Raw genomic sequence first — 14,343 nt, forward strand, 5'->3', positions numbered from 1 at the left:
CCTTTCTCGTGCCCCGCCTGCTGCCCCAGGGCTCTCCTCTCCGCCTTTGGTTGCCGGTGTCTCGATACGCGTTTGCCCCCTTCCGCATCGAGCAACCGCGAGGCCCGCATGTCTACTTCCATCACTTGTACGTCCCTGTCGTTCACCTGGCCCGACGGCACCGCCGTCTTCGAGGGCCTCGATGTCGCCTTCGGCCCCGGCAGGACCGGGCTGGTCGGCGTCAACGGCTCGGGGAAGTCGACCCTGTTGAAGCTGATCGCCGGGGAGCTCGCCCCGGCCGACGGCACCGTCCGCGTCGCGGGCGAGGTCGGCTACCTCCCGCAGAACGTCACGCTCGACACCCAGCTGCGCGTCGACGAGGCGCTCGGCATCGCCGCGCAGCGGGCCGCGCTGCACGCCATCGAGGCGGGCGACGTGGCCGAGGAGCACTTCGAGACGGTCGGCGACGACTGGGACGTGGAAGAACGCGCCCTTGCCACACTCGGTGAACTCGGGCTCGGGCACATCGAGTTGGACCGCACCATCGGCGAGGTCTCGGGCGGCGAGTCGGTGCTGCTGCGGCTCGCCGCACTGCTGCTGCGCCGCCCGGACGTGCTGCTCCTGGACGAGCCGACGAACAACCTCGACCTGTACGCACGCAGGCGGCTGTACGCGGCCGTCGAGTCCTGGCCGGGAGTGATGGTCGTGGTCAGCCACGACCGCGAACTCCTGGACCTCGTCGACCAGATCGCCGATCTGCACTCCGGGGAGGTCACCTGGTACGGCGGCAACTTCTCCGCCTATGAGGCGGCGCTCGCCACCGAACAGGAGGCGGCCGAGCGGATGGTGCGGGTCGCGGAGGCCGACTTCAGGAAGCAGAAGCGCGAACTGGCCGACGCCCAGATGAAGTTGGCCCGCCGCAAGCGGTACGGGCAGAAGATGTGGGACCAGAAGCGCGAGCCGAAGATCGTCATGGGGGCACGCAAGCGTGCGGCGCAGGAGTCCGCGGGCAAGCACCGCATCATGCACGAGGAGCGGCTCAGCGAGGCGAAGGAACGGCTCGACGAGGCGGTGGACGCCGTACGGGACGACGACGTGATCCGCGTGGACCTGCCGTACACGGCCGTACCGCCGGGCCGTGAGGTACTCACCCTGCTGGACCTGGAGCTCGCGTACGGCGCGCGCGTGGCGGGCGGGCTGGATCTGCGCGGACCGGAGCGGGTCGCGCTGATCGGGCGCAACGGCGCGGGCAAGACGACGCTGTTGCGCACCATCGCCGGAGAGCTGGCGCCGGTGTCGGGCGAGGCACGCACGCACGTGCCGATGCGTTTCCTGCCGCAGCGGCTCGACGTGCTCGACGGCGAGCTGTCGGTCGCCGAGAACGTGGCCCGGTTCGCGCCGGGCGCCACCAACAACCGGGTCCGGGCGAGGCTGGCCCGCTTCCTGTTCCGGGGCGCCCGCGCCGACCAGAAGGCGGCGACCCTGTCCGGCGGCGAACGCTTCCGGGCGGCCCTGGCCGCGCTGATGCTGGCCGAGCCGGCCCCGCAGTTGCTCATGCTCGACGAGCCCACGAACAACCTGGACATGGCGAGCGTGCGGCAGCTGACCACGGCCCTGGAGTCGTACGAGGGGGCGCTGATCGTGGCCAGTCACGACCTGCCGTTCCTGGAGTCGATCGGGATCACACGGTGGCTGCTGCTGGACGGCGAACTGAGCGAAACGGCCCCGGAGGAGATCGGGTAGCGCATCTCAGGAGGGCCACAGCTGGGCAACGAGGGTTTTGTCGTCGTGGATCGGCGCTGCATGATGGCGGACCGGGCGTCGTTTCACGGGCGCCCGGTCTGCCGTCCCTTCGATTCGGAGTCCCCCTCGTGCCCAGCAAGAAGGCCCTCGTCCGCCGCCCGAGCCCCCGCCTCGCCGAAGGGCTGGTCACCCACATCGAGCGGGAGAAGGTCGACGCCGAGCTCGCGGTCGAGCAGTGGGAGGCGTACGTCGAGGCGTTGCGCGAGCACGGCTGGGAGACGGTCGAGGTCGATCCGGAGGACGACTGCCCCGACTCGGTGTTCGTCGAGGACACCGTGGTCATGTACAAGAACGTCGCCCTGATCACCCGCCCCGGCGCCTCTTCCCGGCGCAACGAGACGGTGGGCGTCGAGGAGGCCGTCGCCCGCCTCGGCTGCTCGGTGAACTGGATCTGGGAGCCGGGCACCCTGGACGGCGGCGACGTGCTGAAGGTCGGTGACACGATCTACGTCGGCCGGGGCGGGCGTACCAACGCGGCCGGCGTCCAGCAGCTGCGGGCCGCCTTCGAGCCGCTGGGGGCGCAGGTCGTCGCCGTACCCGTCAGCAAGGTGCTGCACCTGAAGTCGGCGGTCACCGCGCTGCCCGACGGGACCGTGATCGGGCACATCCCGAAGGTGGACCGGCCCTCGCTGTTCCCGCGCTTCCTGTCGGTGCCCGAGGAGGCCGGCTCCCACGTGGTGCTCCTGGGCGGCAGCAAGCTGCTGATGGCGGCGAGCGCCCCGAAGTCGGCGGAGCTGCTGACCGACCTCGGTTTCGAGGTGGTAGTGGTGGACATCAGCGAGTTCGAGAAGCTCGAGGGTTGTGTGACATGCCTCTCGGTGCGCCTCAGGGATCTGTACGCCTGACGAGCGAGCGGATCACCCTTTCAGCCCCGGGACCTGCGGGTCCTGGGGCTTCCGGCATGTCCTTGGAAGCCCCAGGAAACGTGGCCTGATCAGGGATCTTTACGCACTACTTAACCTACGGCAACGTAACCTACGGTTTCGTAGCCTACGCTTGCGTAAGTTCCGGCACCGCTCGCCGGTTTGTCCCTTTCTGTTGCTCGTCCCCCTGGAGATCCCGTGACGATCACTTCCCCGCACCTCGGTAGCCCCGCCGTCTGGACCGACGCCAAGCTGCTGTACGCACTGGAAGAAGTGGTCGAGACGGAACTCAACCGGCATCTGAAGGTCGCCAAGGACTGGATGCCGCACGAGTACGTCCCCTGGTCGGACGGCCGTAACTTCCCCGGTATCTTCGAGGACGGCGAGGCCTGGGACAAGGAGCAGTCCAAGGTCACCGAGCTCGGCCGCATCGCCCTGGTCGTGAACCTCCTCACCGAGGACAACCTCCCGAGCTACCACCACGAGATCGCCTCGCTCTTCGGCCGCGACGGCGCCTGGGGCACCTGGGTGCACCGCTGGACCGCCGAGGAGGGCCGGCACGGCATCGTGATGCGGGACTACCTGCTCGCCTCGCGCGCGGTGGACCCGGACAAGCTCGAGCAGTTCCGCATGGCCCACATGAGCGAGGGCTTCGAGTCGGACAACCGCCACTCGATGCTGCACTCCGTCGCCTACGTCGCCTTCCAGGAGCTCGCCACCCGCGTCTCGCACCGCAACACCGGCCACCAGTCGGGCGACCCGGTCTGCGACCGCATGCTGGCCCGCATCGCGACCGACGAGAACCTGCACATGGTCTTCTACCGCAACCTCCTCAAGGCGGCCTTCGAGCTCGCGCCCGACCTCACCATGCAGTCCGTGCGCGACGTGATCGTCAACTTCCGGATGCCCGGCCACGGCATGCCCGGCTTCGAGCGGGCCGCCGCGCAGATGGCGATCGGCGAGGTCTACAACATGCGCATCCACCACGACGACGTGCTGCAGCCGGTCCTGCGCTTCCTGAAGGTCATGGAGATCGACGGCCTCGGCCCCGAGGGGCAGAAGGCCCAGGACGAACTCGGCCTGTACATGGGCGGCCTCGACGCGGAGGCCCTGAAGTTCGACGAGAAGCTCGCGGCACGCAAGGCGCGGATGGCGGCGCGGGCGGGAGCCTGACGGACGCCGTCGAGGAGACCGTGACGGGGTCGGCCGGGGGCAGCGGCACCGCAGGGTCCTGACCGGGCACTCCATGGGCGGCCTGAGGGCTGCCGGGCCGGCTCCTCGCGCTGTGGGGCGCTGCGCGTCAGTGCGTAGTCCGCCTGAGTTCCAGCCGCTCCTTCTCCGACAGGCCGCCCCAGACGCCGAAGCGCTCGTCGTTCTGCATGGCGTACTCCAGGCAGGCGGGGCGCATCTCGCACAGGCCGCAGATGCGCTTCGCCTCGCGCACCGAGCTGCCCGGCTCGGGAAAGAAGAAGTCCGCCCCGGTCTGCGCGCACAGCGCCTGAGCCTGCCAGGCGAGGTCGGCCGGGGTGATCGTGTCGATGTGCATGGGCGAGATCGTGCCGGGCGGCGAAAAACGTTCGATCAACGCGCGATCAACGCCGCTCCCCGGGGCCCCCGGCCACCCTGATGGTGACGTGCACGCGCCCGGCGGCGCACGGCGGCGCGCGGAAGAAGGTCCCTCCAGTCCCCCATGACGCTCCGGCAGCGATTGTCAGTGGGCGGTGCAAGACTCGGCAGTGCAGACAACGGGACCCTTCCGAGGAGGGCAACGATGCTCACCACCCGTTTCGTCAACGGCGCGCCGAACTGGATCGACGTCGGCACATCCGACATCGACGGCGCCATCTCCTTCTACGGCGGTCTCTTCGGCTGGCGGTTCCAGTCGGCGGGACCGGATGCCGGCGGCTACGGCTTCTTCCAGCTGGACGGGAAGACCGTGGCCGGCGGCATGCAGACCACGCCAGAGCAGGGCCCGCCGTCCTGGACCGTGTACTTCCAGAGCGCGGACGCCGAAGCCACCGCCAAGGCGGCCGAGCAGGCGCACGGCAGCGTGCTCATGCAGCCCATGGACGTGATGGGCGAGGGACACATGGCGATCCTCGCCGACAAGGCGAGCGTGCCGTTCGGCATCTGGCAGCCGGGGCGGACCAAGGGCGTCGACGTGGCGAACGAACCCAATTCCCTGTCCTGGGTGGAGCTCTACACACCGGACATCGCCGCGGCCGCCTGGTTCTATCACGAGACGCTCGGCCTGGAGACCGCGGCAGTGCCCTTCCCGGGTGGCACGTACACCACGCTCAACCCCGCCGGGGGCGACGAGAACTCCATGTTCGGCGGCGTCGTCCCGCTGGTCGACGACCCGTCGGAGGACAGCGCGTACTGGCTGCCGTACTTCGAGGTCACCGACGCGGACGCCACGGTCGCCAAGGCACAGGAACTGGGCGGCACGGTCCGCGTCCCGGCCACCGACATCGAGGGAGTAGGCCGCTTCGCGAAACTGGCCGACCCGTACGGCGCCCGCTTCGCCATCATCAAGAGCGCGCCGCCGCAGACCTGAGGGGTGTCAGGGGGGCGCTCACGCCGAGACGCGCCGTACCAGCGTGGTCGGCAGGACCACACTGGACGGTGCGTCTCCGGCGTCCGGGCCGGCGTTGCGGCGGTCGAGGCGGCGCAGCAGCAGGCGGGCCATCAGCCGGCCCATCTCCTCGATGTCCTGACGGACGGTCGTGAGCGGCGGGTCGGCCTGTTCGGCGACGGGCAGCATGTCGTCGAAGCCGATCACGGCGACGTCCTCGGGCACGCGCCGCCCCTGCTCGCGCAGCACCCGCAGGGCACCCGCGGCGGTGAGGTCGTTGGCGGCGAACACGGCGTCCAGGTCGGGCCGGCGGCCGAGAAGTTCCCGCATCGCCCGCTCACCGCCCGCCGGCGTGAAGTCGCTCTCGACGATCAGCCGCGGGTCGGCGTCGACCATGACGTCCCGGAAGCCGTCGAGCCGGTCCGCCGCGGACGTCTGGTCGAGGGGGCCGGAGATGTGCGCGATACGGGTGCGGCCGAGCCCGACGAGATGGCGCACGGCCTCGCGGGCACCGCCGCGGTTGTCGCTGTCGACGTACACCACACCGCTGCGGCCGTCGCTCCAGCCGGGCCGCCCGCCGAACACGGTGGGCACACCGGCGTGCTGGATCAGCCCGGGCAGCGGGTCGTCGAGGTGCAGCGAGAAGACGAGCGCGCCGTCGACATGGCCTCCGGCGAGATAGCGGCCGACCCGGGCGTGGTCGTCGCGGCCCTCGGTGAGCAGCAGCACGAGCTGGTTGTCGTGGGCGGTCAACTCCTTGCTGATGCCCCGCAGTTGCAGCGCGAAGAAGGGGTCGGCGAAGACCCGGGTCTCCGGTTCGGCGATGACCACGGCCACGGCGTCGTGCCGCCTGGTCACCAGGCTGCGCGCCGCCTGGTTCGGCACGTATCCGAGCTCCTCCACCGCGCGCCGCACCCGTGCGACGAGGGGTTCACGCACCCCGTCACCGCCGTTCACCACCCGGGAGACGGTGGCCCGGGACACGCCCGCCCGGGCAGCCACGGCCTCCAGTGTGGGGCGCGGTGCGGTGTCGGTCACTTGGGGCTCCTCCTGCCTGGGTGCGGATCAGGATAGCCCCGGGCGGACGAGCATGGAGAGAGCGCTCTCAGTGTTCGTGCGGCTCGTACCCCGGAATCGTGCCGTCCGCCTTCTTCACCAGGAAGAGCCCGACCATCCCCATGTCGGAGTGGCTCTGGACGTGGCAGTGGTACATCCACGCGCCCGCCCCGACGCCCTCCCCCGCGAGCACCTGGAAGCCGAAGGAGTCCGCCGGACCCACGATCTTGTTGTCGATCACCTGGCTCGGGTCGTCGGGGCCGGTCAGCATGCCCGTGCGGCTGTCTGCCCAGCGGTGACCGTGCATGTGGAACGTGTGGTAGTACTCGCCGTGGGTGATCATCACGAACTCGACCCGATCGCCCACCGTGGCCTCGAAGTTCGGCCCGGAGTGTGCCGGCCTGTTGTTGATCGACATGTCGTTGAAGACGATCGTGTACGTCGTGTCCGGCAGTACGTCTCCCTTGCGGCGCACGATCACCGGACCGTACAGGCCCTTCCTGATCCCGCCGGTCCCGTGCTCCGTGCCGACCGCATGGTCGTGGTAGTGCCAGTAGCCGGCGCTGCCCGCCCGCCAGGTGCCGTCGGACCGCCGGCCCGGAACATGGGTGCGCCAGGTGTAGGTGCGGGTGCCGCCGGGCTCGACGTCGCTCTTGTTCAACTTCGTTCCGTCGCTGGAGATTTCGTAGTCCAGCCCGTGGACGTGCAGGCTCGCCGCCACGTCCATCGTGTTCTCGAACTCGATGTGCAGCGTGTCGCCCTCGTTGAGCTCGATGAGCGGCCCCGGGATCGAGGCCTTGCCCTTCTCCAGGCCGTAGCCCATCTGCCCGTCGGCGAGCTTCTCGGCGTACAGCTTGACGCGCTTGACCTCTCCCCCGGCCGGCGCGGTCCTCGCCGGAGCGGACGCGCTCGCGGCCTCCGGCGCCAGGGACAACGATGTCGCGACGGCCGCACCGCCCAACAGCACGTGCCGCCGGTCGAATCGGCGTCTGTCCATGCAGAACTCCCCACGTCGATACGGGAATTGCGGAGACGTACCTGTGATGAACCTGTGAGACGGTACCGGCCTCGAGGCGGTTTATCCACACACAGGACAAAGTTTGTGCCATTGCGGTCATAGGTATTGGCGAGTCACGCAAAGGGGTCTAGCTTCCTTGGCGTTGTTGCTGTGACCGAGGAGGTGCCCATGCACTTACGAGGGTTGAGCACAGGAAAAGCGAGAAGACGGGCCTGGGCGGCCACCGTCACGGCGGGGGTCCTGGGGGCGGGACTGCTCTCGGGTCCCGTCGCCAACGCGCGCCCGGCCCCGGAACCATCCCTGACAACGATGTCCGTCAAGTCGCCGCCGGGCGGCGCGAATGTACGGGTGCTGATCTTCTACGGTTCCGCGGCGGCCGGGGACGAGTCGCCGGTCGTGAACGCCGGTGTCGAGGCGATCGAGAAGATCGGTCTGACGGGGCCCGAGAAACAGCGGTTCAAGGTCGAGGCGACGGACGACGCCTCGGTCTTCACCGACGAGACCCGGCTGGGGCGTTACAACGCCATCGTGTTCCTGACCGGCGGCGGAGACGTCCTCGATCCGGAGCAGGAGGCGGGGCTCGAGGCCTACATGGAGGCCGGCGGCGGGTTCGTCGGCATCCATGACGCGGCACGTGCGGAGCCGTACTCCGACTGGTTCACCGGTCTGGTCGGCGCCCGGCCCGCAGCCTCCAGTCCAACCGACGTACAGCGTGCGGTGGTTGAGGTGGGCGACCGGCAGCATCCGGCGACCAAGAGCCTGCCGTTGCAGTGGAAGCGACCCGACCAGTGGTTCAACTGGGCGAAGAACCCGTCCGGTGACGTGCACACCGTGGCGCGGGTGCGCGAGTCGACCTACAAGCCCGGCGCGAGCGCCAACGGCTGGGATCATCCGGTGAGTTGGTGCCGGGACTACGACGGCGGTCGGTCCTTCTACACGGGCATGGGCGGCACGGTGTCCTCGTACGACGAGACGGACTTCCGCGACCATCTGCGCGGTGCGCTGCTGTGGACGACGCGGCTGGTGCAGGCCGACTGCAAGGCGACGATCAACGCCAACTACAAGGCGGAGCGGCTGACTCAGCCCAACCAGCCCGGCCAGAACGACCAGATCGGCGAGCCGCACGGCCTGGTGACGGCGCCCGACGGACGTGTGCTCTACATCGGCCGCGGCGGCGCGGACTCCTCCCAGCCGGTCGTCACCGACTGGAACAACCCGGACGTCGGCAAGGGCAAGGGCCAGATCCACGTCTACGACCCGAAGACCAAGAAGGTCACTCTGGCAGGCGAGTTGACCGTCTTCGGCAACAAGGGCGGCGGCGACGAGCTGACCAAGGTCGAGGAGGGACTCCTCGGTATCGAGCTCGACCCGAAGTTCGAGCAGAACGGGTGGGTGTACCTGCACTACACACCCCACTCGCAGCTCAACCGCGACACACAGATGGCCGAGCGGCGGGTCTCCCGCTTCACGCTCGACCTCGCCACGAACAAGCTGGACCTGGGCAGTGAGAAGGTGCTGCTCAAGTGGCCGGTGCAGGTGCACAGTTGCTGCCATGCGGGCGGCGGGATGACCTGGGACTCCAGGGGCAACCTGTACATCGCGACCGGCGACAACAACTCCAGCGGTTTCAGCGACGGTTACTCCGGCAACAACCCGCAGCCCAGCTACAAGGGCGTCTCCTTCGCGGACGCGCGCCGCACCGCCGGCAACACCAACAACCTCAACGGCAAGATCCTGCGCATCCACCCGGAAGCCGACGGGACGTACACGCTCCCCGAGGGCAACCTCTTCACCGGCAAGGAGACCGACGAGGGCGGCGGCAAGACGCGCGGTGAGATCTATGTGATGGGCGTCAGGAACCCCGCCCGGATCTTCGTCGACAAGAAGTCCGACGTCCTGTACGCGGGCTGGGTCGGTCCCGACGCCTCGGCGCCCTCCACGACATGGGGTCCCGCCAAGTACGACACGTTCGCCGCCATCACCAGGGCGAGCAACCGGGGTTGGCCGTACTGCATGGGCAACAAGCAGCCCTACCGGGACCGCAATCTCCCGGATCCCTCGAAGCCGCTGGGCTGGTACGACTGCGATCACCCGAAGAACGAGTCGCCGAACAACGACGGTCTCGTCAACCTCCCGCCGGTCACCGGCAACAACATCTGGTACTCGCCCCAGGGCGGCGCCCCGGACTACCCGCGCGACGCGAACGGCATCCCCTCGTACAAGCAGGCGGAAGCCACCTATCTGCTGCCGTGGCTCAAGGGCGGCGGCCAGGCGGCGATGAACGGACCGGTGTACCGCTACGACGCGGCGAGCACCAGTGAGACCAAATGGCCCTCGTACTGGGACGGCAAGTGGTTCGTCGGCGACTTCTACGACGCCGACCAGCCGCGCAACGCGGTCATCACCGATCCGAAGACTCAAGGCGACGGCGGACTGCCGGTCCACTCCGAGACGCTGAAGAAGATCGTGCCGATCGGCAACGACGGCATCAAGAACCTCATGGACTGGAAGTTCGGTCCGGACGGGGCGCTGTACGTCCTCGACTACGGGCGCGGCTTCTTCACCTCGGACGCCAAGTCGGCGCTGTGGCGGGTCACTTACACCGGCGGCGGGCCGACTCCTGCCGCCGACCAGCTGGCGAGGGGAGGGCAGTGATGCGGCAACGAAGAGTCCTGACGGCCCTGTTGGCCGCCGTACTGATGATGCTGGGGCTGCAGACGACGGCCGGCGCGCAGCCGGAACAGCCCACGCGGGCCGCGGCCCAGGTGCTCACCTGGACGGCGGGTGACGACATCACCAAGTACCTCTCGGCGCCCACGACAGCGGTCGCGGGCACGGCCACGATCGTCTTCGAGAACAGCGCAGCGACCGGCAACACCACCGGAATGCCACACACGTTGACGTTCGTGACGTCCGACCCCGAGTACAACAACGACGTCCAGCTGAACATCCTCGCCAACCCGAACGACGACATGGGCGGCCGCCACACCGCCGAGGTCACGCTCACGCCCGGCCGGTACTTCTACCACTGCACCATCCCCGGCCACGGGCAGATGCAGGGCACCCTGGTCGTGACCGAGGGCGGCGGCGAGGACACGACGGCTCCCGAGACGTCGGCCGCCGTGAGCGGCACGCAGAACTCGCAGGGCCAGTACGTCGGTTCGGCGAGCGTGGCGATCAGCGCGAGCGACGCGGGCGGCTCCGGCGTGGACCGCGTCGAGTACGCGATGGGGGACGACGGCGCCTGGCAGCCGTACACCGCTCCGGTCGTCGTCGATCAGGTCGGCAGTCACAAGGTGCGCTACCGGGCCATCGACAAGGCGCGCAACGTATCGGCCGAGAAGAGCGTCGGGTTCACGGTCGTGGCGCCGCCGTCGGACGACACGACCGCGCCGGACACCTCGGCGACGGTCAGCGGTGAACGGAACGCCGACGGGGCCTACCTCGACATGGCGACGGTCACCGTCGCCGCCTCCGACACCGGGTCCGGGGTCAACACGATCGAGTACGCGGTCGACTCCGGGGCCTGGACCCCGTACACCGCCCCCGTGATGGTGCATCAGCTCGGTTCGCACACCGTGAAGTACCGGGCCACCGACAAGGCGGGCAACGTGTCCGCGGAGAAGAGCGTCGGGTTCACGGTCGTGTCGGCGCCCGCGCAGGACACCACACCGCCGGTGACGGGGGTGACCGTCGAGGGCACGAAGAACTCCGACGGGGCCTATGTGGGCAGCGCCAAGGTGACCGTGACGGCAACCGACGAGGGCGGGTCGGGTGTCGACCGCATCGAGTACTCGCTCGACGGCGGACCATACCTCGCCTACACCGCCCCGGTGATCGTCGACCGTTCGGGCGCGCACACGGTGGCGTACCGGGCGACCGACAAGGCGGGCAACACCGCCTCGGCCCGCACCGTGAGCTTCACCCTGGTGTCGAGCCCGGTGCCGCCTCCCAACTGCCCCGAATACGACGAGCGGTTGACGGTCATCGTCGGCACGGTCGACTCGGGGGTACCGAACCGGGTCGCCAACAACCGTTGCCGTATCAACGAGTTGATCGAGGACGAGAAGGAGTGGACGTCCCACGCGCTGTTCCTCAAGCACGTGAAGACGGTCCTCGACCGGCTGTTGAAGGAAGGCGTCGTGGACCAGCGCGAGTACGACGCCATCCAGAAGGCCGCCCGCCAGTCCGGGATCGGGAAGCCCGGCCAGACCGAGGGCTACCGGAAGATCTTCGACGGCAGCGCGGACTCCCTCGCCAAGTGGGAGCAGGTGGGCGGCGGTTCGTTCGGGCTCAACGCCGACGGATCGATCACCAGCGGCACCGCGAAGGACGGCCTGGGCATGCTGTGGTTCCCGCAGCGCAAGTACGGCGACTTCTCGCTGAAGCTCCAGTGGCGGGACGACGCACCAGGGACCGGGAACGCCAACTCCGGTGTGCTCGTGCACTTCCCGTGGGTCCACGACCACCCGGAGGAGTCACGGCCCGAGTGGGTCGCCATCAAGTACGGGCACGAGGTGCAGGTGCTCGACCGGCCCGACGGCGACATGTACAAGACGGGCTCGATCTACGGCTTCGACCGGGTCGGGCTCGCCGGTGCCGGCGTCACCCAGAAGGGCACCTGGAACGACTACGAGATCCGTGTGGTCGACCAGCACTACTCGGTCTACCGCAACGGCGTGCTGATCAACGAGTTCGACAACATCGGCGGCCAGGTCTTCTACCCGCCGCGCTCGGACGACCCGGGCACGGACGGGCGGCGGTTCGCCTCCGGCTACATCGGACTGCAGGTGCACAGCACGACGGACGTGGTCTCCTACCGGGACATCCGGATCAAGGAGTTGTAGCGTCCGGAGGAGGCGCCTCGGTCTTCGCCGGGGGCGCCTCCTTCTTCGCCCGGCTCGGCTGCACCCGCTTGGGCTCGCCCGGCATCTTCGGGTACTCCGGCGGATACGGCAGATCGCCCAGGCCGTGGTCGTGCTCGTCACGGCGGGCGAGTTCGAGCAGCGCCTCCAGCGAGAAGCGGTGGTCGTCCATGTCCGCGTGCACGTCGCCGAGTCGGGCGAAGCGCGCGGGCATGGTCGCGATGTCGAAGTCCTGCGGGTGCGCGGTGCCGACCTCGTCCCAGCTCAGGGGCGCCGAGACGGGGGCGTGCGGGCGGGGTCGTACGGAATAGGCGGAGGCGATCGTGCGGTCCCTGGCCGTCTGGTTGTAGTCGACGAAGATGCGTTCGCCGCGCTCCTCCTTCCACCACTTGATGGTCACCTGCTCCGGCATCCGCCGTTCCAGTTCCCGGCCCACCGCGATGGCGGCGCGCCGGACCTGGGTGAAGGTCCAGCGCGGTTCGATCGGCACGAAAACGTGCAGCCCGCGGCCGCCGGAGGTCTTGGGGAAGCCACGCAGGTCGCCGAACTCCCGCAGCACCTCCCGCAGTTCGAAAGCGGCCCGTACGGCGTCGTCGAAGTCGGTGCCGGGCTGCGGATCGAGGTCGATGCGGAGTTCGTCGGGACGGTCGACGTCGTCGCGGCGCACCGGCCAGGGGTGGAAGGTGAGCGTGCCGTACTGGGCGGCCCACAGGACTGCGGCCTCCTCGGTGGGGCACATCTCGTCGGCGCTGCGGCCGGAAGGGAAGGTGATGTGGGCGGTCGGGATCCAGTCGGGCATGTTCTTCGGCGCCCGCTTCTGGAAGAAGTTCTCGCCGTTCACCCCGTCCGGGTAGCGCTCCAGGGTGGTGGGCCGGTTGCGCAGGGCGCGCAGGATGCCGGGGCCCACGGCGATGTAGTACCGGGCGAGGTCCAGCTTGGTGAAACCGCGCTCGGGGAAGAAGATCTTGTCCGGGCTGGACAGCCGGACCGTGCGGCCGCCCGCCTCCAGTTCCACCGCTTCACCCATACGGCAACGGTAGGCACACCTCGTAAACCTCGCATACCGGGCGACAAGTGGTGTATGCGAGCAGAATCGGAAGCATGGATCTCCCGGTGATGCCTCCCGTGAAGCCGATGCTCGCCAAGTCGGTGGCGAAGATCCCGCCGGGCATGCAGTACGAGGCGAAGTGGGACGGGTTCCGGGCGATCGTGTTCCGTGACGGGTCCGAGGTCGAGCTGGGCAGCCGCACAGGCAAGCCGCTGACCAGGTACTTTCCCGAGGTCGTCGTAGCTCTGAAGGAGCGGGTGCCCGAGCGGTGTGTGCTGGACGGGGAGATCGTGATCGCCCGAGAGGGCCACCTCGACTTCGACGCGCTCACCGAGCGCATCCACCCGGCGGACTCCCGGGTGCGGATGCTCGCCGAGAAGACCCCGGCGTCCTTCGTGGCCTTCGACCTGCTGGCGCTGGCGGACGAGTCACTGCTGGACGTGGAGCTGACCGACCGGCGAGCGCTGCTCGAGCGGGCGCTGGCCGACGTCACCGCGCCCGTCCACCTCGCGCCGGCGACGACCGACATCGACGTGGCGCAGAGCTGGTTCGAGCAGTACGAGGGGGCGGGCCTGGACGGCGTCATCGCCAAGCCGCTCACCGGGCGCTATCTCCAGGACGAGCGCGCCATGTTCAAGATCAAGCACGAGCGCACGGCGGACGTGGTCGTAGCGGGCTACCGCTTCCACAAGAGCGGCCCGATCGTGGGCTCACTGCTCCTCGGGCTCTACGACGACCGGGGCGCCCTGCAGCACGTGGGCGTGTCGGCGGCGTTCCCCATGAAGCGGCGCGCGGAGCTGGTCGAGGAGCTGGAGCCCTTGCGGATGGAGGACGCCGAGGGGCACCCCTGGGCGGCCTGGTCCGACGAGGCCGCGCACGAGACGGCCCGGCTGCCCGGCGCGCCCAGCCGCTGGTCGGGCAAGAAGGACCTGTCCTGGGTGCCGCTCAGGCCGGAGCGGGTGGCCGAGGTGGCGTACGACCACATGGAGAACGGGGCCCGGTTCCGGCACACGGCCCGCTTCCGCCGCTGGCGCCCGGACCGGACCCCGGCGAGCTGCACGTACGGCCAGCTGGAGGAGCCGGTGCGCTACGACCTGGACGAGATCCTCGGGAGTCCCTGACTCAGGGGTGGCTCA

General features: G+C 69.2%; 11 protein-coding genes. 7 read left to right on the forward strand and 4 right to left on the reverse strand.

Translation table 11 applies throughout. The features are described 5' to 3' along the window. Window positions 1-108: 108 nt before the first annotated feature. The 3 genes from ACFY1L_RS02845 to ACFY1L_RS02855 all read left to right on the forward strand — a co-directional run bounded on the left by ACFY1L_RS02845 (window position 109) and on the right by ACFY1L_RS02855 (window position 3,818). The gene (locus tag ACFY1L_RS02845; RefSeq protein ID WP_388817129.1) at window positions 109-1,722 is read left to right on the forward strand and encodes an ABC-F family ATP-binding cassette domain-containing protein; all 1,614 of its coding nucleotides are present in this window, start codon (window positions 109-111) and stop codon (window positions 1,720-1,722) included. Between the two features lie 128 nt (window positions 1,723-1,850). Continuing rightward, the gene (gene ddaH, locus ACFY1L_RS02850; protein WP_388817132.1) at window positions 1,851-2,627 is read left to right on the forward strand and encodes a dimethylargininase; all 777 of its coding nucleotides are present in this window, start codon (window positions 1,851-1,853) and stop codon (window positions 2,625-2,627) included. Between the two features lie 216 nt (window positions 2,628-2,843). Continuing rightward, window positions 2,844-3,818 (forward strand): acyl-ACP desaturase, encoded by a 975-nt coding sequence (locus ACFY1L_RS02855; RefSeq protein WP_388817135.1) that lies wholly within the window; start codon window positions 2,844-2,846, stop codon window positions 3,816-3,818. A gap of 127 nt (window positions 3,819-3,945) precedes the next feature. On the opposite strand, the gene ACFY1L_RS02860 is transcribed toward ACFY1L_RS02855, so the two are convergent. Further along, window positions 3,946-4,191: a WhiB family transcriptional regulator gene (locus ACFY1L_RS02860; RefSeq protein WP_388817138.1), complete on the reverse strand. Its 246-nt coding sequence runs from the start codon at window positions 4,189-4,191 to the stop codon at window positions 3,946-3,948. Window positions 4,192-4,416: 225 nt separating this feature from the next. Here ACFY1L_RS02860 and ACFY1L_RS02865 point away from each other — a divergent pair, with 225 nt between their 5' ends. Further along, a complete protein-coding gene (locus tag ACFY1L_RS02865; RefSeq protein ID WP_388817141.1) occupies window positions 4,417-5,202 on the forward strand; it encodes a VOC family protein in 786 nt (261 codons plus the stop codon). Window positions 5,203-5,220: 18 nt separating this feature from the next. Here the strand turns inward: ACFY1L_RS02865 and ACFY1L_RS02870 are convergent, their stop codons facing one another. Further along, window positions 5,221-6,258: a LacI family DNA-binding transcriptional regulator gene (locus ACFY1L_RS02870; protein ID WP_388817143.1), complete on the reverse strand. Its 1,038-nt coding sequence runs from the start codon at window positions 6,256-6,258 to the stop codon at window positions 5,221-5,223. Between the two features lie 67 nt (window positions 6,259-6,325). Continuing rightward, entirely contained in the window at window positions 6,326-7,273 is a 948-nt protein-coding gene (locus tag ACFY1L_RS02875) for a multicopper oxidase domain-containing protein (RefSeq protein WP_388817146.1), read from the reverse strand. Window positions 7,274-7,462: 189 nt separating this feature from the next. Here ACFY1L_RS02875 and ACFY1L_RS02880 point away from each other — a divergent pair, with 189 nt between their 5' ends. Continuing rightward, entirely contained in the window at window positions 7,463-9,949 is a 2,487-nt protein-coding gene (locus ACFY1L_RS02880; RefSeq protein ID WP_388817149.1) for a ThuA domain-containing protein, read from the forward strand. Continuing rightward, on the forward strand, window positions 9,949-12,141 hold the full coding sequence (locus tag ACFY1L_RS02885) for an OmpL47-type beta-barrel domain-containing protein (protein WP_388817152.1): 2,193 nt from the start codon (window positions 9,949-9,951) through the stop codon (window positions 12,139-12,141). The genes ACFY1L_RS02880 and ACFY1L_RS02885 overlap by 1 nt, the downstream gene beginning before the upstream one ends. Here the strand turns inward: ACFY1L_RS02885 and ligD are convergent. Then, a complete protein-coding gene (gene ligD, locus ACFY1L_RS02890; protein ID WP_388817155.1) occupies window positions 12,128-13,186 on the reverse strand; it encodes a non-homologous end-joining DNA ligase in 1,059 nt (352 codons plus the stop codon). The genes ACFY1L_RS02885 and ligD overlap by 14 nt on opposite strands. A 74-nt stretch (window positions 13,187-13,260) precedes the next feature. On the opposite strand from ligD, the gene ACFY1L_RS02895 reads away from it, so the two are divergent. After that, window positions 13,261-14,328 carry an ATP-dependent DNA ligase gene (locus tag ACFY1L_RS02895; protein WP_388817158.1) on the forward strand — a complete coding sequence of 356 codons (1,068 nt, stop codon included), beginning with the start codon at window positions 13,261-13,263 and terminating at the stop codon, window positions 14,326-14,328. Window positions 14,329-14,343: the final 15 nt, after the last annotated feature.

The organism is Streptomyces sp. NPDC001663 (genome assembly GCF_042893105.1).
Lineage (GTDB): Bacteria > Actinomycetota > Actinomycetes > Streptomycetales > Streptomycetaceae > Streptomyces.